Annotated in this window: 18 protein-coding genes and 2 pseudogenes; 8 read left to right on the top strand and 12 right to left on the bottom strand. The window is 72.1% G+C overall.

The window, feature by feature from the left end; translation table 11 throughout:
• Positions 1-53: 53 nt before the first annotated feature.
• Positions 54-1,241 carry an MFS transporter gene (locus tag AC0QU1_RS25635; RefSeq protein WP_483573465.1) on the top strand — a complete coding sequence of 396 codons (1,188 nt, stop codon included), beginning with the start codon at positions 54-56 and terminating at the stop codon, positions 1,239-1,241.
• Between the two features lie 162 nt (positions 1,242-1,403).
• On the opposite strand, the pseudogene AC0QU1_RS25630 reads toward AC0QU1_RS25635, so the two are convergent.
• The 5 genes and pseudogenes from AC0QU1_RS25630 to AC0QU1_RS25610 all read right to left on the bottom strand — a co-directional run.
• Positions 1,404-1,940 (bottom strand): annotated as a pseudogene (locus tag AC0QU1_RS25630) (amino acid ABC transporter ATP-binding protein); the annotation flags it as partial.
• A 348-nt stretch (positions 1,941-2,288) separates the two neighbouring features.
• A pseudogene (locus tag AC0QU1_RS25625) lies at positions 2,289-2,534 on the bottom strand (ATP-binding cassette domain-containing protein); the annotation flags it as partial.
• On the bottom strand, positions 2,521-3,180 hold the full coding sequence (locus tag AC0QU1_RS25620) for an amino acid ABC transporter permease (RefSeq protein ID WP_483573464.1): 660 nt from the start codon (positions 3,178-3,180) through the stop codon (positions 2,521-2,523). The pseudogene AC0QU1_RS25625 and the gene AC0QU1_RS25620, both read right to left, overlap by 14 nt.
• Before the next feature lie 3 nt (positions 3,181-3,183).
• On the bottom strand, positions 3,184-3,981 hold the full coding sequence (locus AC0QU1_RS25615) for an amino acid ABC transporter substrate-binding protein (protein WP_483573463.1): 798 nt from the start codon (positions 3,979-3,981) through the stop codon (positions 3,184-3,186).
• Positions 3,982-4,077: 96 nt separating this feature from the next.
• Complete coding sequence (locus AC0QU1_RS25610; RefSeq protein WP_483576596.1) at positions 4,078-5,163, bottom strand: AraC family transcriptional regulator; 1,086 nt, start codon at positions 5,161-5,163, stop codon at positions 4,078-4,080.
• Between the two features lie 289 nt (positions 5,164-5,452).
• On the opposite strand from AC0QU1_RS25610, the gene AC0QU1_RS25605 reads away from it, so the two are divergent.
• On the top strand, positions 5,453-6,283 hold the full coding sequence (locus tag AC0QU1_RS25605; RefSeq protein ID WP_483573462.1) for a class I SAM-dependent methyltransferase: 831 nt from the start codon (positions 5,453-5,455) through the stop codon (positions 6,281-6,283).
• A 159-nt stretch (positions 6,284-6,442) separates the two neighbouring features.
• Here AC0QU1_RS25605 and AC0QU1_RS25600 read toward each other — a convergent pair whose 3' ends face one another.
• A complete protein-coding gene (locus AC0QU1_RS25600) occupies positions 6,443-10,018 on the bottom strand; it encodes a S41 family peptidase (protein ID WP_483573461.1) in 3,576 nt (1,191 codons plus the stop codon).
• Between the two features lie 138 nt (positions 10,019-10,156).
• Here AC0QU1_RS25600 and AC0QU1_RS25595 point away from each other — a divergent pair, with 138 nt between their 5' ends.
• From AC0QU1_RS25595 to AC0QU1_RS25575, 5 genes are all read left to right on the top strand, one after another.
• On the top strand, positions 10,157-11,185 hold the full coding sequence (locus AC0QU1_RS25595; protein WP_483573460.1) for an ABC transporter ATP-binding protein: 1,029 nt from the start codon (positions 10,157-10,159) through the stop codon (positions 11,183-11,185).
• Between the two features lie 52 nt (positions 11,186-11,237).
• Positions 11,238-12,266 (top strand): aliphatic sulfonate ABC transporter substrate-binding protein, encoded by a 1,029-nt coding sequence (locus AC0QU1_RS25590; RefSeq protein WP_483573459.1) that lies wholly within the window; start codon positions 11,238-11,240, stop codon positions 12,264-12,266.
• Positions 12,259-13,149 (top strand): ABC transporter permease, encoded by an 891-nt coding sequence (locus AC0QU1_RS25585; protein ID WP_483573458.1) that lies wholly within the window; start codon positions 12,259-12,261, stop codon positions 13,147-13,149. The genes AC0QU1_RS25590 and AC0QU1_RS25585 overlap by 8 nt, the downstream gene beginning before the upstream one ends.
• A gap of 64 nt (positions 13,150-13,213) precedes the next feature.
• Positions 13,214-14,533 carry an O-acetylhomoserine aminocarboxypropyltransferase/cysteine synthase family protein gene (locus AC0QU1_RS25580; RefSeq protein WP_483573457.1) on the top strand — a complete coding sequence of 440 codons (1,320 nt, stop codon included), beginning with the start codon at positions 13,214-13,216 and terminating at the stop codon, positions 14,531-14,533.
• Positions 14,530-15,021 (top strand): CoA-binding protein, encoded by a 492-nt coding sequence (locus tag AC0QU1_RS25575; RefSeq protein ID WP_483573456.1) that lies wholly within the window; start codon positions 14,530-14,532, stop codon positions 15,019-15,021. The genes AC0QU1_RS25580 and AC0QU1_RS25575 overlap by 4 nt, the downstream gene beginning before the upstream one ends.
• A 68-nt stretch (positions 15,022-15,089) precedes the next feature.
• Here AC0QU1_RS25575 and fxlM read toward each other — a convergent pair whose 3' ends face one another.
• The 6 genes from fxlM to AC0QU1_RS25545 all read right to left on the bottom strand — a co-directional run bounded on the left by fxlM (position 15,090) and on the right by AC0QU1_RS25545 (position 20,983).
• Positions 15,090-16,334, bottom strand: a complete 1,245-nt coding sequence (fxlM, locus tag AC0QU1_RS25570; RefSeq protein ID WP_483573455.1) for a methyltransferase, FxLD system — start codon at positions 16,332-16,334, stop codon at positions 15,090-15,092.
• A gap of 130 nt (positions 16,335-16,464) precedes the next feature.
• A complete protein-coding gene (locus AC0QU1_RS25565; protein WP_483573454.1) occupies positions 16,465-17,082 on the bottom strand; it encodes a GNAT family N-acetyltransferase in 618 nt (205 codons plus the stop codon).
• 5 nt (positions 17,083-17,087) lie between these two features.
• The gene (locus AC0QU1_RS25560) at positions 17,088-17,639 is read right to left on the bottom strand and encodes a lasso peptide biosynthesis B2 protein (protein WP_483573453.1); all 552 of its coding nucleotides are present in this window, start codon (positions 17,637-17,639) and stop codon (positions 17,088-17,090) included.
• A 47-nt stretch (positions 17,640-17,686) separates the two neighbouring features.
• Complete coding sequence (locus AC0QU1_RS25555) at positions 17,687-19,513, bottom strand: albusnodin/ikarugamycin family macrolactam cyclase (RefSeq protein ID WP_483573452.1); 1,827 nt, start codon at positions 19,511-19,513, stop codon at positions 17,687-17,689.
• A gap of 81 nt (positions 19,514-19,594) precedes the next feature.
• On the bottom strand, positions 19,595-19,756 hold the full coding sequence (locus AC0QU1_RS25550) for an albusnodin family lasso peptide (protein WP_483616335.1): 162 nt from the start codon (positions 19,754-19,756) through the stop codon (positions 19,595-19,597).
• An 87-nt stretch (positions 19,757-19,843) separates the two neighbouring features.
• Positions 19,844-20,983 carry an HAD family hydrolase gene (locus AC0QU1_RS25545; RefSeq protein WP_483573450.1) on the bottom strand — a complete coding sequence of 380 codons (1,140 nt, stop codon included), beginning with the start codon at positions 20,981-20,983 and terminating at the stop codon, positions 19,844-19,846.
• 369 nt (positions 20,984-21,352) lie between these two features.
• On the opposite strand from AC0QU1_RS25545, the gene AC0QU1_RS25540 reads away from it, so the two are divergent.
• Positions 21,353-22,309: a hypothetical protein gene (locus AC0QU1_RS25540; protein WP_483573449.1), complete on the top strand. Its 957-nt coding sequence runs from the start codon at positions 21,353-21,355 to the stop codon at positions 22,307-22,309.
• The last annotated feature ends 6 nt before the right edge of the window (positions 22,310-22,315 follow it).

The following is a 22,315-nucleotide window of genomic DNA, read 5'->3' as shown; positions in this document are numbered from 1 at the left end:
CCGCCAGTCCAAACAGTTCGACAACCGTCGAACGGTTCACTACGCTCAACGGTATGACGTTCATCGAACAATCATACTCGCTGCGCGGCGCCTATCTCCGGATCGGCCTGATCGCCGCGGCGCTGTTCGTGGTCGGTACCAACGCCTTCGTCATCGCCGGCGTCCTTCCGCAGATCGCGACCGGGCTCGGCGCGACCACCAGCTCGGTCAGCTACTCGATCTCCTGGTACGCCGTCATCGTCGCGGTGCTCGCACCCGTGGTCTCCGTCCTGTTCGCCCGGGCGTCGCGCGCCGCCCTGATGGGCGCGGGCATGGGGCTCATCGCCGCGGGGATCGCGCTCTCGGCCATCGCCGGCGACCTCGCGGTCTTCACGGCCGGCCGGATCGTCGCCGCGCTGGGCGGGGCCGCGCTCATGCCCGCGGCGATGGCGGTCGCCCCCACCCTCGTGCCCGCCGAGCAGCGCGGGCGCGCGCTCGGCGTGATCGGCCTCGGGTTCATGCTCGCGACCGCCGTCGGCTCACCGCTGGGCACGGCGCTCGCCGCCCTCGGGAGCTGGCGGCTCGCCCTCGGCATCCTCGCCGGGCTCGCGGCGGCGCTCGCCGCGGCCGTCGCGCTCCTCACGCGCGACGTGCCGACCGCCGCCGTGCCTGGGCTCGCCGCCCGGTTCGCTGTGCTGCGCGACGTCAGGATCGGCCTCGCCCTGCTGACGGCCCTGCTGTTCACCACGGCGTTCAACCTGGTCTACATCTTCAGCTCGGCCGTGACGCGGAGCGCGACCGGCGGCAGCGGCACGGCGCTCGCGGCCCTCCTGCTGGTCTTCGGCGTCGCCGGCCTGGTCGGCAACTGGCTGGGCGGGTCGTTCACCGACCGGCTCGGCGCGCGGCCCACCGCGCTCACCGCCCTCGCCGCGGTGGTCGTCTCGCTCGTCGCGCTGTTCGCGGCGGAGGGCTCGTACCTCGGCACGGCCGTCCTGTTCGCGGTCTGGGGCCTGGCCACCGCCGCCGCCCTCGTCCCCATCCAGCACCGCCTGGTCGACGTCGACCCCGCCGTCGCCGGGGTGTCCCTGTCCTGGTACTCGACGGCGATGTACGTCGGGATCGCGCTCGCGCCCGTCGTCGGGGCGTCGGTGCTGCCGTACGGTGCGGCCTGGCTCGACCTGCTCGGGGCAGCGGCCGCTGCCGCCGCCCTGTGCATGTTCGCGCTGGGCTACGCGGTGCGCCACCGCGCGGCGGTCGCCTGACACGGGTCAACCGTGCGAGTCACTGAGGTGACCTGCGCACCTGCAGCCGCGAGGTCGGCAGTTGGGCCGCGAGGTCGGCAGTTGGCATCGAGATCGGTCCAGGCCTGAGCCGATCTCGATGCCAACTGCCGATTTCCTGAGGCACACAGGGCCGCCAACAGCTCAGTCGAGCGGGTGCAAGATCCGGTTCAGGAAGCGGCGCGTGCGGTCCTCCGTCGGGGCAGTGAAGATCTGGTCCGGGGTGCCGCGCTCGACCACCACGCCGCCGTCGAGGAACAGCACCTCGTTCGCCACCTGGCGCGCGAAGGACAGCTCGTGGGTGACCACCACCATGGTCCAGCCCTCCTCGGCAAGCTCCTTCATCACGGTCAGCACCTCACCCACGAGCTCGGGGTCCAGGGCCGACGTCGGCTCGTCGAACAGCAGAAGGTCCGGCTGGAGCGCGAGCGCGCGCACGATCCCTACGCGCTGCTGCTGCCCCCCGGACAGCTCGTGTGGGTAGGCGTCGCGCTTGTCGGCGAGACCGACGCGGGCCAGCAGCTCCTCGGCGCGGCCGACCGCCGTCGCGCGCGGGACCCGCTGGACCTGGGTGGGGCCCTCGATCACGTTCTCCAGCACGGTGCGGTGCGGGAACAGGTTGTGGTGCTGGAACACCATCGCGGACCGGTCGCGCAGGGCGGCGCGGTCGGCCTTGGCCCGACGGCGGGCGGCGCGGCGCGCGAACCAGCCGGAGCCGGCCCCGGCGGTCGGGGTGTCGGACGCCGGGCCGCGGTCGTCGGTGGCAGGGTCGCCGTCGGTCGGGGTGTCGGACGCCGGACCGCGGTCGTCGGTGGCAGGGTCGCCCTCGGTCGGGGTGCCCCACGTCGGGCCGCCGTCGGCCGGAGCACCGGCGCCAGGGTCGCTGTCGGCCGGAGCACCGGCGCCAGGGCCGCCGTCGGCCGAAGCATCGGCGCCAGGCCCCCCGTCGGCTGGGGTGCCGGCGGCCGCGTTCGCCTCGACGTCGTCGGCGCCGGTCCGCCGTCCGAGGGCGGCCGCCGCCTGCGCGCCGAAGTCGATCGCCGGACCGCCGTCGAGCTCCAGCACCCCGGCGTCGGGGGTCTCCAGGCCGTTGAGCGAGCGCAGGACCGTCGTCTTGCCGCTGCCGGACGGGCCGATCAGCGCGATCACCTCGCCCCGTCGCACGTCCAGGTCCACGCCGCGCAGCACGTGGTTGGCGCCGAACGACTTGTGCAGGCCGCGGGCGGTCAGCAGGTTCCCGGACCCGTCGCGGGGCGTGCGGTCAGTGGGCGACATACCGGTCCAGCCTCTTCTCGAGTGCGTTCTGGCCGGTGGCGAGCACCGTGCAGAACAGCCAGTAGATGAGGGCCGCCTCGACGTAGACCGTCATGAACTCGTTCGAGAACGCGGCGATCTCCTGCGCCCTGCGGAACATCTCGGTCACCAGGATGAGCGACGCGAGCGACGTGTCCTTGACCAGCGAGATGAACGTGTTCGACAGCGGCGGCACCGACACGCGCGCCGCCTGCGGCAGGATGATCCGGCGCAGCGACCGGCCGGGGGACATGCCCACCGTCCAGCCCGCCTCCCACTGGCCCTTGGGCACGGACAGGATCGCGGCGCGGATCACCTCGGCCGCGTAGCCGCCCACGTTCATCGAGAACGCGATGATCGCGGCGGGCCACGGGTCCAGCAGGATCCCCACCGACGGCATGCCGTAGAAGATCACGAAGAGCTGCACCAGCAGCGGCGTGCCGCGGATCAGCGAGACGTACGCGCGGCCGACCCACGACAGGACCGGGTTCGGCGACAGCCGCAGCAGCGCCACGAGGAGCGCGAGCACGAGCCCGATCGCGAACGACGCCAGCGCCAGCGGGATGGTGCCGACCAGGCCGCCCTGCAGCAGCGGCCAGAACGAGTCGGCGATGAGCTGCCAGTCCATGGACTACTCGGACACGTCCTCGCCGAAGTACTTCTCGCCCAGCTCGGCGAGCGTACCGTCGGCGCGCAGGTCGTCGAGCGCGCCGTCGATCGCCTCGATGAGGGCCTCGCGCTCCGGCGTGACGACGAACGCCGACTGGGACTCCTCCTCGGTCTCCGCCGCGACCTTGATCCCCGAGGCGTCGTCGGTGTTGGCGTAGTCGAGGTAGGTCAGGCTGTCGTTGATGGTGGCGTCCACGCGGCCCTGCTCCAGCAGGGCGACGGCCTGTGCCCAGCCCTCCACACCCTCGATCTGGGCGCCGTTCTCCTCGGCGAGGTCGCGCCAGTTGCTCGTGAGCGACTGGGCGGTGGTCCTGCCGTCGAGGTCCGCGAAGCTGGTGATGTCGTTGTTGTCGGCCTGCACCACGAGCACGCCCGTGGACACGGTGTACGGCGTCGAGAAGACGTAGTCGGCCTCGCGCTCCGGGGTGATGGTCACCTGGTTCGCGATGGTGTCGAAGCGGCCGGCGTCCAGGCCCGTGAAGATCGCGTCCCACTGGGTCTCCTGGAACTCGATCTCCAGGCCTAGGTTCTCGGCGACGGCCTCGGCGACCTCGACGTCGTACCCGACGAGTTCACCCGACTCGTCGTGGTAGCTGAACGGCCGGTAGGTGCCCTCGGTGGCGACCGTCAGGGTGTCCCCGGACACGAGGCCGAACTCCTCGCCCGCGCCGCCCGACTCGCCGGAACCACCACAGCCGGTCAGGGCCAGGAGGGCGGCCGAGGCCGCTGCGACCGGGACGAAGGCGCGGTTGCGAGACATGGTGAGGACTCCGTTCGATGGAAGTGGCACACATCGGCCGTGCCGATGCGTGCCCCAAAACTAGCCGATAGCAGGGCCGAACTCACCCTCGCTCGCTCAGGCCCGCTCGTTCCGCCGCCACCGGTCGGGCGTGATCCCGTACCGGTCCTTGAACCGGCGGACCAGGTAGGTCGCGTCGCGCAGGCCCGTGCGCGCGGCGACCACGGCGAGCGGCAGGTCGGTGTCGCGCAGCATCCGGCGCACCTCGGTCAGCCGGCGCTCGGTGATCCAGTCGAGGAGGGTGCGCCCCGTGCGCTCGCGGACCACCGTGGTGAGGTGGCCGGGCGTGTAGCCCAGCGCCCGGGCGACGTCGGCCGCGGAGACCGGGCCGCGGAAGGTGGCCTCGATCTCGTCGAAGACCCGCGTCACGAGCGGGTCCGGCGGCACAGGGGCCGACGGCGCCAGGCGTGCCGCCGCGATCAGGATCCGCGTGAGCAGGGCCGACGCCGCGTCGCGCGCCCCGATCCGCTCCGGCTCGGCGAGTTCCTCCGCCAGCTCGGTCATCCAGGCCGACCAGCGGGGGCGGTCGGCTTTCGGGACGCTGGTGCTCGCTGTGGTGGCCAGCGTTTGGAGCTTTGCGCTCGTGCTGGTGGTTTTGTCCGTGGCTTCCGTGGCTTCCGTGGCTTCCGTGGCTTCCGTGGCTTCCGTGGCTTCCGTGGCTTCCGTGGCTTCCGTGGCCGCCGTCGTGTTCGCGGCCGGGCCTGGGGCCAGGCCCACGGCGTGGTCGGTGGCGAACAGCGCCAGAAGCGGGTGGTGCGCCCAGGCGAGCGGCGAGACCGAGGCGAGCGAGGGGACGGCGTCGGGCGTGAAGGCGACGCTCCATGCCCGGCAGTGCCGCAGGTCGGCGAGCGTCGCCGCACCGATCGCCTGTCCCGGCGGGATCGCGTGCAGGTCGCCGTCGCGCAGCGGTGTGGTCCGGCTGTCGAACGTCACGGCACCCCCGCCCCGCTCGATGTAGACCAGCACGAAGAAGTCGTGCGCGTGCCGGTGGTCGGGCGGCAGGTGCGGGTGGTCGACGTCGAAGTCGATCCGGACGATCCGGATCGGCGGCCGGCCCGGACGAGGCGAGTACCGGTACACGGGGGTGCCGTCCGGGCGGACGGTGCGGAGCTGGTACGGGGGCCTGCCCGAGGACTGCGCCATCGTCACCGAGCCGCCTTCCGTCACTGGTCGCCCGCAGGACGTCTTCGACGCTACCCGACGTTCCGCCGCAGGCGCTCATCCGAGGATCGTGCAACCGCCACCGACTTCCGTCCTGCCGCCATACCGCAGGATGTCCGACGCTGGACGGGAGCGAGGCCCGCAGCGTGGGCTCGGCGTTCCGGCCCGCTGCCGGCGCCCCGTCCACGACCGGCGCAACGCTCACCGCCGCTCGGCTCACTACCTGCGCGACGCCCAGCACCGGGGCAGCGCCCGGACGGAAGGCACCCGGATGAACGACACGACCGTGCGGATCTTCGACCACCGCACCCCGGAGGAGCGCGCCCGCGAGTTCCTGCCCGGCATGGGCAAGCCCTGGCTGCTCCCGTTCTACGACGTGTTCTCGCGCTTCACCGGCGCGCGGCCCCTGCACGACCGCACGGCGGCGCTCGCGGACGTCGCGCCCGGCGAGTCCGTGCTCGACGTCGGCTGCGGCACGGGGAACCTGTCGCTCGCGATGCTGCGCGCGCAGCCTGCCGCCCGGGTCACCGGCCTGGACCCCGACGCCGGCGCCCTGCGCATCGCGGCCCGTAAGGCCAGACGCCGCCGCGTCCCGCTCACCCTCGTGCAGGGCTTCGCCGACCGGCTGCCCACCGGCGACGGCGCGCTCGACCACATCGTGTCCGCGCTCGCCCTGCACCACGTGCCCGACGAGGGACGGGTCCTCTTCGCGCGCGAGGCCTACCGCGTGCTCCGGCCGGGCGGGAAGGTCACGATCGTCGACTTCGGGAGCATGGGCGACGCGAAGGACCCAGGACCCGAGGGCAAGCAGGAGTATCCGCACTGGTACGGCCGGGTGCGCGGACGTGGGCATGGCCACGGCAGGCTGCACCGCCACGGCGGCGCCGGCCACAACGGCGGGCACGGGCACGACGGCGCGCATGGGCACAGCGGCGCGGCCCACCACCACTCCGGCGTCGCGACCAACCCGCACACCGCGCGGAACCTGGAGGGCGGCCTGGTGCGCCTCCTCACCGACGCCGGGTTCACCGACGCCCGCGAGGTGGCCCACGTGGAGCACCGCTACGGGCCGATCACCTTCGTCCAGGCCACCCGCGACTGACGGGCCGCCTGCCGTCGCCGGACCGGCCGCCCGCCGTCGCCTGACCAGCCCCTGCCGTCCGCTCGTCATCGACGGCTGGTCGTCACCGACCGCCTTCCCGGTCCGGCTGTGTCGGACGTGCAGGTCACCCCGGCGACCGCACGTCCGACACGCCTCGGGTCACGACCGTCGGCGCACCTTCGGCTCCGGCAGCGCCGGCGGGGCGGCCGCCGGCCGCTCGGCGAGCCGGCGGAACGCCTCGGCCATACCGGCATCGAGCTGCGGGTCGACGTCGGAGAAGTAGTCGGCGGGCGTGTGCCGCACCTCGATGTCGGGGTCCACGCCGTAGTTCTCCACGTCGAAGCCCTTGCCCTCGAGCCAGAAGGCGTAGCGCGGCTGCGTGATGCCGGTGCCGTCCACGAGGTCGAAGCGGCCGTCGATGCCGACCACGCCGCCCCAGGTCCGCACCCCGACGACCGGTCCGACGCCGAGGGCCTGCGCCGCCGCGTTCACGATGTCGCCGTCGGACCCCGCGTACTCGTTGGTGACGAGCACGACCGGGCCGCGCGGTGCGCGGTCCGGGTACGGGCTGGGGCGGTCGTAGTGCCGGTTCAGCCCCCAGCCCGCGACCCGCGCGGCGAGCCGCGCGATGACGAGCTGCGAGGTGTGCCCGCCGCCGTTGAACCGCACGTCCACGACGATGCCCTCGCACTCCGTGGCGAGCCGCAGGTCGCGGTGGAGCTGCGCCCAGCCGGTGCTCATCATGTCCGGGACGTGCACGTACCCGAGCCGTCCGCCCGACTTCTCGGCGACGTACTCGCGGCGCGACCGCACCCAGTCCTGGTACCGCAGGTCGGACTCGTTGGCCAGCGGCACGACGACGACGCGCCGGTCGGTACCCGCCGTCCCCGCGCCGTCGGCCCTACTACCCGCTCCGGCGTCCGCCGTCCCCGCGTCGCCCGGCTCGGCGCCCGCCGTCGTCGCGTCGCCAGTCCCTACGCCGTCCGGCTCGCCGCCCGCCCCGGCGACCGCGGGCCGCCGCAGCGTGAGCTCGACCGGAATCTCGGCCGCGCCGACCAGGTTCGCCGCCGGACCCGCCACCGGGTCCACCGGCCGCCCGTCCACGGCGACGATCAGGTCGCCCGGCCGCGCGTCGACGCCGGCGGCGCGCAGCGGCGACCGCGCTCCCGGGTCGGACGACTCGCTCGGCAGCACCCGGTCGATCCGCCAGCCGTCAGGGGTCCGGGTGAGGTCCGCGCCGAGCAGGCCGAGCTTGCGCGAGGTGTCGCCCGGCTCCTGCGGCCGGCGGATGTAGGCGTGCGACGTGTTGAGCTCGGCGACCGTCTCCCAGAGCACGTCCTCCAGGTCGTCGTGCGTCGCGATCCGGTCAACGAGCGGCCGCCACCGCGCCACGACGGCGTCCCAGTCGACGCCGTTCATGTCCGCCCGCCAGTAGTGGTCGCGCATGATGCGGGCGTTCTCGTCGAACATCTGGTGCCACTGGGCACGCGGGTCCACCTCGTAGCGGACCCGGGAGAGGTCGATGTCGAAGGCGCTCGGGTCGTCGTCGCCCGGCTTGCTCGTGGCCGACTGCGTGCTGAGGCTCGACCCCGACCGGATGACCACGCGCTCGCCGTCGCCCGACACCGCGTACGAGCTCACCTTCTCGGCGATGTCCCTGGTCTTGCGGGCCTCGAACGACCAGAACTGCAGCGTGTTGGGCGCCGGGTCGTCCTCGGTGGCGGCGTGCCGGGAGCCCAGGACGCCCGCGTCATCGGTCTCGTGCACCCAGAGCACACCGCCCTTGGCGGCGAGCAGGTCGCGGTAGCGGCCCGACGTCACCGGGAAGGGCACCACGCGCTCCTCCGCGCCGTCGAAGTCGATGTCGGGGGAGGTGGGCGGCGCGTCGTCCTGCTCGTCCTTGCCGTCGGAGGGCTTCCCGTCGGCCGCGTCGCCGCCGTCCTTGCCCTTGTCGCCGTCCTTCTCGTCCTGCTTGCCCAGGCGCCACCCGTCGGCGCTCGGCCCGAACGGCGCCGGCTCGGTCGCCGCGAGCGGGATCAGCCACGGCCGGGTGGCCGCGCTGAACGACAGGGCGAACTCGTGCGAGTCGTAGGACGGGTCGAACGTGCGGTCCGAGAGGAACACGACGTACTTGCCGTCGTCGCTGAACGCCGGGGAGAAGTCGTGGAACCGGCCGGACGTCAGCGGCGTCGCCGTGGGGTTCTCGGCCCGTAGGTCCGCGACGAGGAGCTGGTGGTGGTCGCCCTCGATCCCGGTCGGGCTCGACCACGCGAGGTACCGCCCGTCCGGCGAGAACGTCGGGGACTCCGCCTCGCCGTTGACGGACCGGCCGAGCAGCGTGATCGTCCCGGGCGCGACGGCGGTCCCGTCCGGGCCGGCATCCGTCTCCTCGGGCACCGCGACCACACTGACCCGGCCGTCGTGCGAGACGACGGCGACCTGGTCGCCCGACGGGCTCGCGGCCAGGTGCAGCACCCGGCCGAGCTCGCCGGCCGCGAGGCGCTGCGGCGCCACGTCCGGGGCGACGCCGGACGCACCGGGCAGGGCGTGGATCTCGAGTGTGTCCTCCCTGCTCACGCGCGGCGCACCGCCTGCAGCCCCGCCCTCGCCGCTCTCGCCGGAGAGCTCGCGCGGCGCATCCGTCACCACCACCGCGCGCCCGGTGTCGCCGAGCAGTGCCGGCTCGCGCACGCGGACCGACGGGTCGGCGACGAGCGCCCGGGCCGGCCCCGCGCGGTGGGTCACCCAGAACGCGGTACCGAGCCAGCCGACGACGCTCGCGTCGCCGCTCTTGTCGACGGCGAGCCCGTCGATGCTGCCCGGCGTCGAGTCCGGGCCGGCCGAGTACGGCTGCGGGAGCGCGCCTGTGAGCGTGATGTCGAGGCGGCGCGGTGTGCCGTCCAGCCCGTCGAGCAGCCAGAGGTCGCCGCGGCTGTGCCACACGATCCGGGCGCCGTCCGACGTCGCGTCGCGGACGTACCCCTCCGCCTCCGTCTGGCGAGTGAGCTGCCGGGGCTCGGGCGCGGGCGTGCCGGTCGCGAGACCGTCCCACACCCACAGGTTCGCCTGCTCGTCGGCGTGGTCGGGGAAGGTCGCCGCGCGGTCGGACGTGAAGACCAGCGCGTCGCCGATCCAGATGGGGTCGTAGGTCCCCGCGGTGTCGCCGGGCAGGGGACGCTGCCAGTCGGCCGCGCCGTCGGCGGTGCCCCGGTCGATCCACAGCACGGACGCCGTGCCGCCGCGGTACCGCTTCCAGTACGCGGGGGTGCGGTAGCCCGCCGAGACGAGCGCCGTCGTGCGCGCGCCGTCCGGCCCGCGGTGCTCGGCGACGCCCCAGGCGGGCCCGTAGCGCGGGGTCTCGACGGCGCCGTCGAGCCCGACCGCGCGGACCACCGTCAGCGACCGCTCGGGGGTGCCGGCGTTGGACGCGACGAGCACCCGGCCGGCGTCGTCCCAGCCGAGCACCATCGCCGTGAGGCCGCCGAACCAGGTCAGGCGCCGCGTCGCGCCGTCCGCCAGCTCGATCACGTAGACCTCTGGGTGGCCGTCCTTGTGCGACACGTAGGCGACGCGTGCGCCGTCGGGGGAGAAGCGCGGCGTGGCCGCGGGTGCGTGGTCGCTGGTCAGGCGCCAGGCGCGGCCGCCGGATACGGGGGCGAGCCAGACGTCGTCGTCGGCCACGAACGCGACCTGGTCGCCATGGATGTGGGGGTACCGGAGATAGGGCTGGGTCACCGGCTCAACGTACTCGGGGGGTCTGACACCCGTCACCGGAAATCGCTGAGAGCAGCGAGCGGGGGTGGCCGCGGCCTGTCCATATCGTGGTCTCACATCATGGAAGGCTCTGGTGCCCGGCTCTTATCGTCCGGTTCTATGGGGCCCATCGATACTGTCTCGTTCACCGCCTCGTCCACGTCGTCGTCCGGCGCTGGGCCGACCGGCGCGCCTGCCGTCCCGGGGACCTCGCGGCGCGCGGCTGACGCGTCCCTCGCTACCCCGGCCCTGCCCGTCCGCCTCGACGGCGTGGCGCGAGCGTTCCCGGCGTCGGGCCGGACGCGCGGCCGAGCGCACGGCCCGGGAGCGGCGCGGGGCGATCGCGGAACGCGCACCGTCCTGCGCGGCGTAGACCTTGAGGTAGCGCCCGGCGAGATCGTCGTGGTGCTCGGGCCGTCTGGCTGCGGCAAGTCGACGCTGCTGCGCCAGGTCAGCGGCCTCGACGCCCCGACGTCCGGCCGGGTGACGATCGACGGCGCGCCCGTCGTCGGCGCCGATCCGCGCACCGCCGTCGCCTTCCAGGAGCCGCGCCTCCTGCCGTGGCGCACGCTCACGCAGAACGTCGCGCTGGGCCTGCCGCCGGGTACGGCGAAGGACGCCGGGCGGGCACGCGTGGCGCGGCTGCTCGACCTGGTCGGGCTGGGGGCGTCGGCGGGGCTGCTGCCGCGTCAGGTCTCCGGCGGGATGGCGCAGCGCGCCGCGCTCGCCCGGGCGCTCGCGCGCAACCCCGGCGTCCTCCTGCTCGACGAGCCCTTCGGCGCCCTCGACGCGCTGACCAGGCTGCGCATGCAGGACCTTCTGCTGGACGTCCACGCCGCGCAGCCCGCCACGGTCCTGCTGGTCACGCACGACGTCGAGGAGGCGCTCTACCTCGCCGACCGCGTGGTGCTGTTCCGCACCCTGCCTGACGGCGCGGCGCCCGACGGCGAGGCGCCCAGCGGCGACGCGTCCGGCAGCGAGGCATCCGACGGCCGCCCCTCCGACGGCGGCCGGACGTCCAGCATCGCGCGGATCCTCGACGTCCCGGGCGCCCGGCCGCGCGACCGCGCCGCCCGGGACCTGGCCGAGCTGCGCGCCGAGCTGCTCGACGGCCTCGGCGTGCCGACCCACCACCACCGAGACCACTGATCCCGAGACCCGAGCCCGCCGGCCGCCGTCGGGCAGCGAGAGGAACGAACCCATGCGTAACCGTAGGTACACCGTGCTGGCGTCCGGCCTGGCCCTGGTCTCGGCGATGGCGATGAGCGGCTGTGTGGCGGGCGAGGGTTCGGCCACCGACGGCGCAGCCGGCGGGGCGGGCGAGTGGAGCACGGACACCCTGAACATCGACTTCGCGACGTACAACCCGCTCAGCCTCGTGGTCCGCGAGCAGGGCTGGCTGGAGGAGGAGCTCGACGGCGTCGAGGTCACCTGGGTGCAGTCCGACGGGTCCAACACGGCGAACGAGAACCTGCGGGCGGAGGCGATCGACTTCGGCTCGACGGCCGGCTCGGCCGCGCTCCTGGCGCGGGCCAACGGCTCGCCCATCCGGACCGTCGACATCTACAGCCAGCCCGAGTGGTCGGCGATCGTGGTGCCAGGGGACTCGGAGATCCAGGACGTCGCCGACCTGGCGGGCGCCTCGGTCGCCGCCACCAAGGGCACCGACCCGTACTTCTTCCTACTGCAGACGCTCGACGAGGCCGGCATCCCGCTCGACGACGTCGAGGTGCAGAACCTGCAGCACGCCGACGGCCGGGCGGCGCTCGACAACGGCTCCGTGGACGCGTGGGCCGGGCTCGACCCGATCATGGCGGCGGCCGAGGCCGAGTCGGGGGACGAGCTGATCTACCGGAACATCGACTTCAACACCTACGGGTTCCTCAACGCGCGCGAGGAGTTCGTGGACGAGCACCCGGACGTCACGCAGGCCGTCGTCGACGCCTACGAGCGGGCACGCGCCTGGGCGTTGGAGAACCCGGAGGAGCTCTCCGCGCTGCTGGCGGACGTCGCCTCGATCGACCCGGAGGTCGCGTCGACGGTGATCGAGGAGCGTACGGTGCTCGACCTCGACCCGGTTCCCGGCGACGAGCAGCGTGCCGTGCTGGAGGTCGTCGGCCCGATCTTCGTCGAGTCGGGCGACGTCGCCGCCCAGTCCGACGTCGACACCGCGCTCGACGAGCTCTTCGCGCCCGAGTTCGCGCAGGAGGCGGTGGTCTCGGATGGGTGAGGCGCGGCCGGCGGACGCCGGGCAGGCGGCCGCTGCGTCGCCGGCACCCGACGCCGCGGGCGCCGTGTCGCGCGATGCCGCCCCGCGCGATGCCGCCTCGCCGGACGGACCGCGTGCGGCACGGCCGGGCATCGGCCGTGCCGCCCGGGTCGCGCTGGGCCTCCTCGTCCCGGCGGCACTCCTCGCGGTGTGGTGGGGGACGACGGCGGCCGGGCTGGTGCCGTCGTACCAGCTTCCCGGCCCGGTGGCGGTGTGGGACGCCGCCGTCGACCTCGTCGACCGCGGCCAGCTCGGACACCACGTGGCGATCTCGACGCAGCGCGTGCTCATCGGGTTCGCGGCGGGCGCTGCGGCCGGTCTCGCCGTCGGCTCGCTGGTGGGGCTGTCGCGGCTCGGCGACCTCCTGCTCGCGCCCACGCTGGGCGCCATCCGCGCCGTGCCTTCGCTGGCCTGGGTGCCGCTCCTGATCCTCTGGCTCAAGATCGGCGAGGAGTCCAAGATCACGCTCATCGCGATCGGCGCGTTCTTCCCGGTGTACACGACCATCTCGGCGGCGCTGCGGCACGTGGACCCGCACCTGGTCGAGGCGGGGCGGGCCTTCGGGCTGCGCGGCCTCCGACTCCTGTCGGTGGTCCAGCTCCCTGCGGTGCTGCCGTCGCTCGTGGCGGGGCTCCGGCTCGCGCTCGCCCAGTCGTGGCTGTTCCTCGTGGCCGCCGAGCTCATCGCGTCGTCGATGGGCCTGGGCTTCCTGCTCAACGACTCCCAGCAGAATGGTCGCGTCGACCGCATCCTGCTGGCGATCGTGCTGCTCGCGGTGCTGGGCAAGCTGACGGACGCGCTGATCGGCCTGGCGGAACGACGCCTGCTGCGGAGGTGGGCATGATGGCCTCCGGGCCGTGGACGACGTCGGACGCCGGGCGCGAGAACTCAGGACGGAAGGCAGGACGATGACAGAGCACACCTTCGGGTTCCGCACGCGGGCCCTGCACGCGGGAGGCATCCCCGATGCCGCGACCGGGGCGCGGGCCGTGCCGATCTACCAGACCACGTCGTTCGTGTTCCAGGACACCGACGACGCCGCGAACCTCTTCGCGCTGCAGAAGTACGGCAACATCTACTCGCGCATCGGCAACCCGACCGTCGCGGCGCTGGAGGAGCGCATCGCCTCGCTGGAGGGCGGCATCGGCGCGGTCGCGACGGCGTCCGGCATGTCGGCCGAGTTCATCACGTTCGCCGCGCTCGTGGGGGCGGGTGACCATGTGGTCGCGTCTGCGCAGCTCTACGGCGGCACGGTGACGCAGCTCGACGTGACCCTGCGCCGGTTCGGCGTGGAGACGACGTTCGTGCCGGGCACGGACCCCGCGGACTACGCCGCGGCGATCACGCCCGAGACCAAGGTGCTGTACACCGAGGTCGTGGCGAACCCGTCGGGCGAGATCGCCGACCTCGAAGGGCTCGCCGAGGTGGCGCACGCCGCGGGCGTCCCGCTGGTCGTGGACGCGACGCTCGCCACGCCGTACCTGGTGCGGCCGATCGAGCACGGCGCCGACATCGTGATCCACTCCGCGACGAAGTTCCTCGGCGGACACGGCACGACGCTGGGCGGAGTGGTCGTGGAGTCCGGCCGGTTCGACTGGGGCAACGGGAAGTTCCCGCAGATGACCGAGCCCGTGCCGTCCTACGGGAACGTGAGCTGGTGGGGGAACTTCGGCGAGTACGGCTTCCTCACCAAGCTGCGCTCCGAACAGCTCCGCGACATCGGCCCTGCGCTCTCCGCACAGTCCGCCTTCCAGCTCCTGCAGGGTGTCGAGACGCTGCCGCACCGCCTGGACGCGCACCTGGTGAACGCCCGCGCCGTCGCCGAGTGGCTCGAGACCGACCCGCGCGTCTCGTACGTGCTCTGGGCGGGCCTTCCGTCCCACCCCCACCACGAGCGGGCGCAGAAGTACCTGCCGCTGGGGCCGGGTTCGGTCTTCGCGTTCGGCCTGCGCGTCCCCGCGGCCGACGGCGTGCCGGACGGTCGCGAAGCCGGGCGGCTGTTCATCGAGTCGCTGCAGCTCGCGTCCCACCTGGCGAACGTCGGGGACGCGCGCACGCTGGTGATCCACCCGGCGTCGACCACGCACCAGCAGCTCTCGGCCGCACAGCTCGAGGCGGCGGGCGTGCCGGAGGACCTGATCCGCATCTCCGTGGGCCTGGAGGACGTCGAGGACATCCTCTGGGACCTCGACCAGGCACTGACCAAGGCGACCGGGGTGAACCGATGAGCGAGACCACGAGGACCTGGCAGGGCCCCAGCGCGCCCGAGCGGCTGCGGATCCTGCGTTCGACCAGGTCGATAGCGATGGTCGGCGCGTCGGCGAACCCGTCCCGCGCGAGCTACTTCGTGGCGACGTACCTGCTCTCCTCGTCCGCGTACGACGTGTACTTCGTGAACCCGCGGGCGACCGAGATCCTGGGGCATCCCGTGTACCCGAGCCTGGCCGACCTGCCGGTCGTGCCCGACCTCGTGGACGTCTTCCGGCGGCACGACGACCTGCCGAGCGTGCTGGAGGACACGCTGGCCGTCGGCGCGAAGACGCTGTGGCTGCAGCTCGGCTCGTGGCACGAGGACGTAGCGCGCAAGGCCGAGGCCGCCGGGCTGAACGTGGTGATGGACCGGTGCGTCAAGATCGAGCACGCGCGGTTCCACGGGGGGCTGCATCTGGCGGGGTTCAACACGGGGGTCATCAGTTCGCGGCGGGCGGACCTGTAGGTCCAGTTTGGAGTCGGGGTCGGCCCGGTGGGTTGATCACCCCGCCCTGGCACTGTCGAAGGGCCGCGTCACCGGCGCCCCGTTACGGCCCAGCTGATGGTCAGTGTGCCGTGTGGGCGTGGCAGGACGGTCGCCGGCGGCGGGATGTCGTGGGGTTGGGTGCTGGTGGGCCACCATTGGAAGAGTGGTTCGGTGCCGCGGTGGTTGGCCCCGTAGTGGGCGATGGTGTCGGCGAGGCGGCGGGTGATGCGCGTGGCGTGGGGGCCTTTGCCGATGGCGCCGACTTCGACCGTGGTTGGGGTGGCGGGGCGGCGGTGCAGGGCCGCGAACGATGCCCCGTCGACCAGCGCGGGGTAGAAGGACTTGTCCGAGCCGCGGTCGGCCGGGTCCTGGGCGTCGATCGCGCAGGCGTGTGGTTGGACCAGGAGGTAGGTGAGTAGGTCGAGCCAGATGGTGTTGTTCTGGTAGGTCACTCCGGACCAGGCCTCGACCGGTTCGCAGGCCAGGACGTCGTCCGATACCGCGAACCCTTGAGGGATCTGGTTGGCGAACTGGAACGTGACGGGTTTGCCGGACGGGCCGGTCAGCCGAACCGAGGGTGGGTTGTACAGTCCGGCGCCTTGCAGGGGGACGAACCCGCCGGGCACGGTGGATTCCGAGATCAGGCGCCCGTCGCGTTTGCGGAACCCGATGATGCGTTGCAGGCCTGGTGCGAGCTGGAGCGGGACGACCAGGATCCCGTCGGGCGCGAGCTGCTGAACCCAGGGCTGGGGGAGGGACCAGGGGGAGACGGTGATCATGATCCGGTCGAACACGCCACGGCGCAGGGGCTCGGCCGCGTCGGCGGTGAGGACCTCGACACGGTCGGCCAGGCCGAGACGTTCCAGACCGGTACGGGTGCGGGCGGTGACGTCCTGGTCGATGTCGACGGTGACCACCTGGCCGGTGGGTCCGACGAGGTGGGCGAGCATGGCCGCGTTCGGTCCTCCGGACCCGATCTCCAGCACGCGCTGGCCGTCCTGGACCTGGGCCTGGTGCAGGTTGCCGGCGTGCATCGTGGGTGCGGACAGCGAGGACAGGGTCTTGCCGTCGTCGCTGAACCGGGTCGCCACAATGTCGTTGACCGCATACGGCAGTCCGGCCGGAGTACCGGCCGGTGTGAACACCTCGCGCGGTACGGCACGGAACGCTGCCTCGATGACCGGGTCGGTGAGCACACCGGACTCGATCAGCTCAGCAATCATGCGCTCCCGCAAGGCCTCCGAGCCCGACGCCGTCCCGGCCGAACTGGTGGTCGCATCGGTCTGCGTCATGTAGTCCCCCTGTGAGTCGATCGTGTGTTCGACGATGCCACCGACGGTACAGCCCGGCCCCACATCCGGAGAGCTGGTCCTCGTGGGCTTGTCAGAACGCGCGAGTGAGTAACTGAGCCTGCCCGGATCGTCACCTGACCGTCGGGTCGTTGCCGAGTATTGCGGCTTCGATGAGTCGCGGTCCCGCGTATTCCTCGGGGATGGCGTCCATGATGACTTCGTCGGCGGGTTGGCCGAGCCAGGAGCCGGTGCGGCGTCGGGTGCCGACGGTGCGGAATCCGGCCTTCTCGTAGGCGCGGATGGCGGCGGTGTTGTTGGCCAGGACTTCCAGGTAGACGCAGCGCAGGGCGGTGACATGGAAGGCCCAGTCCAGGACCATCGTGGTGGCGGTGGTGCCGGTGCCGTGCCCGCGGTGGTCGGGGTCGCCGATGTAGATGAAGAACTCGCCGGTGCGGTAGCGGTCGTCGATGAGCAGGGACGTCATCCCGACGGGTGTCCAGGTGTCGTTGTGGCGGCGGTAGATGGTGAAGCGGGTCTGGTCGGCGCCGCCTTCGAGCTGGGCCTCAAGCCCGGCGGTGCGTTCGGTGAGGGACTCGGGGGTCTGGCGGGCGTAGCCGGCCATGACTGGCAGCGAGTTCTCCCAGCGCCAGTAGGCCTCGGCGAGGTCAGCGCGGAGCGGGCCGAGGCCGACGTCGTTGTGGGTCAGCCACAGGTCGGGGGTGGCGGTGGTGTTGATGGTGGTCTCCACGTGGGTCAGGGGATGGTGCGCAGGACGGTGTAGCGGCTGGTCGTGGACGGCTCCGCAACGGGCAGGCCGTGGATCTGGGTCCAAGCGTGGAACTGCACCGGGTCGGGTGCAACGCCATGGCACCACGTCACTCTGCGTCGGCGTGCTGTCAGGACCAGGACGGCGGCGATCGACTCTTCCAGGCACGCGACCCGGAACGGTATCCAGCGTGCGACCCAGCGGACGGCGGATACGACTCGTTCCGCCTCGTTGGTGGTCGGCCACGTCGCGGTGAGGCTGGCCGCTGTCGTTGCGAGGCTCGTCAGCCGTGACATCGCTCGCTCGCGTGGGCCGAGTGAGCGGACCGCGAGCGTCACGACGAGCGCCGCTGCAGCCGTGACGCCGTCCCAGACGGTGGGCCGCGAGGTAGGGCTAGGTTCGAGGTCGGCTTCCTCGGTGCCGAATGACAGACCCCAGTGGGTTCCATGGATGGCCCCGGGTGCCTGTGCCCACGCCGCGGCTGTGGCGCCGGTAGCAGCGGTGACGTGGCCGGTCGTGTAGTCGATCCTGATGGACATGCTGTCGAACGCGCAGACCCGTACGTCAGGGATAGCGGGTGTGGGCATCATGGCGTGAGCGCCTCCGGTCTGACGTGGTCTGTGACGTTCTCCCAGGCGGGCAGCGCAGTGGAGTAGTGAGCCCGCAGCCAGGTCTCGCAGGTGATCGCGGCGTCTAGGAGCCAGAGTCCACCGGTGAGTCCGGCGGCAGCCCGTCGCAGCGCATCGACCAGACCCGCGGGGTCGATCAGGCCGAGTGCCGCGAGGTGGCCGTCAGCGAGGTTGCTGAGGTCGGTCAGGTGGGCGCGCAGTCCGAGGTGGTAGTCGGGGGTGTAGATGCCCTTGGTGGTTCGTGCCAGCAGCGAGGCCGGCAGGATCCCGCCCATCTCGGCCCGGAGCACCGGCTTGTAGGCGGCCGGGCTCGGCATCTGTCCTGCGACGGCGGACAGGTAGGAGTCGATGACGCGAGAGTCGGCGAACGGGTTGTGGAGGCGGACGCCGGGCTCGGCTGCGAGCTGAGCATCGGCGTGCGCGGTGCGTCCGACCTCGGTCATCTGCTCGATGACGTCCCAGACCGCCTGCTGTCCCCTCGGTGCAGGCGAGGCTGACTCGGCCGCCTGGTCGGCCCGGGTGGCGGCCTGGTGTCGAGCTGCATCGGTGACCCAACCTTGTTGGTCAGGCAGTGGCAGCCAGCGCGCGGTGCGCTTGAGGGTCTTGCTCGTGGCTCCCCGACCGCGCGCGAGCCGCGCCCAGGTGACGAGAGCGTGGGCCGGGTCGCTATGCAAGAAGTCCAGGGCGTCGTGCAGGATTCGACGTGGTGAGCGGCGGCGAGCACGTGCCAGGCGGAGTACCTCAGCGGACGCCTCGCTGTACCGGTGAGCCGTGATGAGGTCAGCGATCCACGCGTCCGGCGTGCCCAGCAACGAGTCCCCGCCGTCACCCGTGAGGTGTGCGTCGGTGCCCATCCGGTCAACCATCGCGGTCATCTGGTACATGAAGCGGGCGTAGGCACGCGTTGACGGTGCCGGTTCGTCGGTGGCCGGGATCGCGTCCAAGCCGCCGTAGGGGAGATGCGCCGCTTGCAGTGGGAGCAGATGGTGCGCGACGCCACGTCGTTGGGCCGCTTCAAGGGCATAGGACACGTCTCCGGCTGGGCGGTCGAACGGTGCGTGGACCGTGAATGCAGCCACGGACCGGTCTGAGCTGAGTCGATGAGCGGCCAGGAGCGTGAGCGAGCTGGAGTCGAGACCACCCGACAGGTCCGCAGACGGCGACACGGCGTTGTCCACCCGGACTCCGACGGCGGCATCGAGTTCCGCGCGGAACGAGCCCTCAGGGCTCGGTGCCCTACCCGGCCACCACACGCGGGCCACCGTCATCCCGCTACTGGTGATCTGTATGCGATGGCCGGGCGGCACCAGATCGACGGCTTCGAAGTAGGTGGTGGTGCCGGCTAGGAGCGGGCTGCTTGGCGCGAGCAGCTCGGCTGCGAGACGTTCGTTGTTCACCGTGGCACCGGTCAGCCCGGCCAGGCCGCGTGCCGTGTTGGCCCAGTACACGGTGTCGCCCAACATCGTGGTGTAGACGGGGACGGCACAGGCCAAGTCGGTCCAGATCGTGGTGGCCCTGTTGGTCTGCTCGACGACTGCGTACGCGCCGGGCCACCGCCAGGCCACGTCATCGGGGACGCCCGAGGAGACGAGTTGGTACAGGTCGTCGTCGCTGACGCCGCACGTCCCGATGACGACGACACGCCGCATCGGACCACCGGCGACGTGTATCCAGGCTCTGGGTGGGTCACCGACCTGCCAAAGGTTCACAGCACCGTCGACGGGTACGGAACCAGCCGGGCGCCGAGACCCTCCGGCGCCGCACGATCCTGCGATCCAGTGCATCTGCGTCCCTTTCCTGCTCGTCTGCCCAGCTTCACGTCGGGGTGGTGGCCCGGTTTCGCGACCGGACCACCACCGTTCAGATCAGCGGTAGGTGTACCGCTTGTCCTCCGTACCGGCCTTCTTCTTGCTGCCCTCCGTGAGCGTGACGACGTCACCGAGGTCGATCACTTCCTGCTCCATGGGTTCGGCCGCCATCGCCGCCGTGATGCTCGCGTTGTTCTCCATCGCTATCTCTCCTCTCATCGAGTCCGGGTAGATCCCGGACGGCTGTGGGCGCCGCGGCCGAAATGGGCGGCGGGCTTACTCGACAGGCCACCGATGCGCGGCGGGTCAGTGCGGGCCGCTGTCTGTGACTGTGGAGGTCAGCGCATCGAGTCGCGTGTGAAGGGGCAGCTCGAACCCGGTTCGGCCTCGGCTGTCGTGCACGCTGCGCCAGTGCGCACGACGTCGGCCGACGTCGCCGCGTGGATAGGCGAGACCGGCTTCACGAGCGGCGAGCTCGATTGCGCGCATCGTCGCCCCGGTACCGGAGGGGATCGGACCGTGTTGTACCCAGACGCCGTCACGAAGGACCGCGGTGTCACACCGTGCGATCTCTGAGCGGTGCTCGTGCCAGACCCGCAGGACCAGTGGGTCGGGCGCCGTCCGGGCAGCTACGGCGAGCTGCCCCGCGAGCGGTGAGAGCGCGTCCGTCTGGATGTCGTCGGGAAGCAGGGAACGGAGAACCGCGATGGCCCCGTGCTGGCCGATCGTGCCGGTGACCTCGTCCGCCGCCTGTCGTACCTCCTCGGGGGCCTGTCCCATCGCGACACCACGGCGAGCCCAAGCGAGCATGTCCAGGTCGTTGTGTCCGTCGCCGATCGCAACCGTTGCCTCAGGTTCAATGCCGAGCCGAGTGCGGAGGTGTTCCAGGGCGGGGGCCTTTCCGGTGCCGGTCGCGGTCAGGTCCAACCAGTCCTGCCCGCCCGGGATCACCGTCACCCCGGCAGCGGCCACAGCCGCGACGTGCTGGCGGATGCCGGTGGCGTGTAGCGCGATCCGTGTTGCTGGCATTGCGCACAGATCCACCACGCTGACGTGCTTCTGCTCTCCGTTGAGCAGCCCGGGCGCGAACGGCTCGGACACGCGCCAGCCCCAGCCGACGTCCTCGACTCCGATCTGAACCTCTGGCGCAATGTCGAGGGCGCGACGGACGACCGGCGAGGGGTCGAATCGGCGGGCGTGCTGGATCACGTAGCCAGAGGCAACCGCCGAGTCCAGGCGCACCGTGAGGGCGCCGTTCGAGCACACCGCGAGGCCGTCGATCAGGCCGAGCTGCGTAGCGACCGGCCCCAGCCCCACCAGAGACCGACCCGTCGCCAGCACCACCTCGTGCCCGGCTGCGCGGACCAGGTCCAGTGCCGATACGGTCCCGGTCGGCACTCTCCCGTCATGACCAACGAGGGTTCCGTCGACATCCAAGGCGACCATGTGGCGCGAGGCTGCGCTGGTGGTCCCACGGCGTGCTGCCATTGGTGTCGTGCATGGAGGGCTTGCTGGGGTGTGGGCCATCGGAGGTGCTCCCTTGGCGGGCTGCGGTATCGACCGGGGACTGGCAAAGCTCCAGTGCCTTTACGAAACCGCAGGTCAGAGGCTCAAGACACCCCGCAGATCCGTGAACATGCCAGGCGGGATCTCCCTGTTCAACCGGGATATCTTGCGGTCGGGAGCCGGAGCGTGTTCGGTAGGAGCCACCGAACGAGGGGACCGGGAATGGGGACAAGAAGCGTCCGACAGGAGCAGCGGAACCTGGCCGCGGCCCTGCGCGCCGAGCACAAGACCTGGGTTCAGGTCGCCTCGGTGTTCCGCGAGCGGTATCACGTCAACCTCCGCGCCGGACTGCGGATGGCACGCGACTGGAGCCAGCGGGACGCCGCCGACCGTTGGAACCAGCGCTGGCCGGACGACCCCAAGACGGACAAGAACTTCTCGTACTGGGAGCTGTGGCCCAGCCGCACAGGTCACGCGCCGTCGTTGGACGTACTGGCACGCCTTGCAGAGCTGTATGAGTGCAGCGTGGCCGACCTGGTCAGCGACGGTGCTGACTTCCGGTCGCGGGACCAGGCCGTCGGCGACTCAGCGGGGTTCGATCCCGCCCATCTGGCCGCGCTATCGAGCACCGGTGACGCCGACACTGAGGCCGCTCAAGGGCTGGCGGCGCAACTGGAGCGCGCCGACATGGGGGAGATCGCTCGCCTGGCGACCGAGTGGTCGCGCCAGATAGGCAGCCTGGACGAACGCCGCGCGCTCCTGCTCAAGCTCAGCGCCGGGCTCTCCCTGGCCGTGGCTTCACCCGAGCTGACCGGCCAGGCATCGTCGGGAGCGGCGACGAGTGCGCACCTGCTGCCATCGGGCGATTTCGAAGGGATCTGGCACAGCCGGTACGTGTATCGCAGCGCCAGGGCGGAAGCCGACCTGGTCGACGAGCACTACCTGGTGGCCCGGCAGACCGCGAACAAGCTCATCGCACAGAGCCTGCCGCACTCGACGGGCTCTCGGGTGCGGATCGAGCTCGCCCTGGACCCGCCCGTCGCCACGGGAAGCTGGAGCGAGACGACGGCGCCAGACGGGTACTACCGGGGCGCGACGTACCACGGGGCTCTTCAGCTTGTGATCGACCCGAGCCGCCGGCACATGAGCGGCCGCTGGCTCGGTTTCGGACGCGACTTCACCGTGAACACTGGCGAGTGGACGCTCACCTGGGAGGAAGGCTCGACCACGAAGTCGGTCCAACGTCGCTACCACGAGCGGGTCTGACCAACC

This window comes from Promicromonospora noduliphila (assembly GCF_056951025.1).
This window is presented reverse-complemented; position numbering and strand designations above follow the sequence as displayed.

Bases quoted from the DNA above. Each gene is read 5' to 3' on its own strand.
- AC0QU1_RS25605 (WP_483573462.1), top strand. From the start codon at position 5,453: ATGAACGACACGACCGTGCGGATCTTCGACCACCGCACCCCGGAGGAG.
- AC0QU1_RS25615 (WP_483573463.1), bottom strand. From the start codon at position 3,981: ATGTCTCGCAACCGCGCCTTCGTCCCGGTCGCAGCGGCCTCGGCCGCC.
- fxlM (WP_483573455.1), bottom strand. From the start codon at position 16,334: ATGACGCAGACCGATGCGACCACCAGTTCGGCCGGGACGGCGTCGGGC.
- AC0QU1_RS25555 (WP_483573452.1), bottom strand. From the start codon at position 19,513: ATGCACTGGATCGCAGGATCGTGCGGCGCCGGAGGGTCTCGGCGCCCG.
- AC0QU1_RS25595 (WP_483573460.1), top strand. From the start codon at position 10,157: ATGGGGCCCATCGATACTGTCTCGTTCACCGCCTCGTCCACGTCGTCG.
- AC0QU1_RS25545 (WP_483573450.1), bottom strand. From the start codon at position 20,983: ATGGTCGCCTTGGATGTCGACGGAACCCTCGTTGGTCATGACGGGAGA.
- AC0QU1_RS25560 (WP_483573453.1), bottom strand. From the start codon at position 17,639: ATGTCCATCAGGATCGACTACACGACCGGCCACGTCACCGCTGCTACC.
- AC0QU1_RS25590 (WP_483573459.1), top strand. From the start codon at position 11,238: ATGCGTAACCGTAGGTACACCGTGCTGGCGTCCGGCCTGGCCCTGGTC.
- AC0QU1_RS25580 (WP_483573457.1), top strand. From the start codon at position 13,214: ATGACAGAGCACACCTTCGGGTTCCGCACGCGGGCCCTGCACGCGGGA.
- AC0QU1_RS25610 (WP_483576596.1), bottom strand. From the start codon at position 5,163: ATGGCGCAGTCCTCGGGCAGGCCCCCGTACCAGCTCCGCACCGTCCGC.
- AC0QU1_RS25585 (WP_483573458.1), top strand. From the start codon at position 12,259: ATGGGTGAGGCGCGGCCGGCGGACGCCGGGCAGGCGGCCGCTGCGTCG.
- AC0QU1_RS25550 (WP_483616335.1), bottom strand. From the start codon at position 19,756: ATGAGAGGAGAGATAGCGATGGAGAACAACGCGAGCATCACGGCGGCG.
- AC0QU1_RS25620 (WP_483573464.1), bottom strand. From the start codon at position 3,180: ATGGACTGGCAGCTCATCGCCGACTCGTTCTGGCCGCTGCTGCAGGGC.
- AC0QU1_RS25635 (WP_483573465.1), top strand. From the start codon at position 54: ATGACGTTCATCGAACAATCATACTCGCTGCGCGGCGCCTATCTCCGG.
- AC0QU1_RS25575 (WP_483573456.1), top strand. From the start codon at position 14,530: ATGAGCGAGACCACGAGGACCTGGCAGGGCCCCAGCGCGCCCGAGCGG.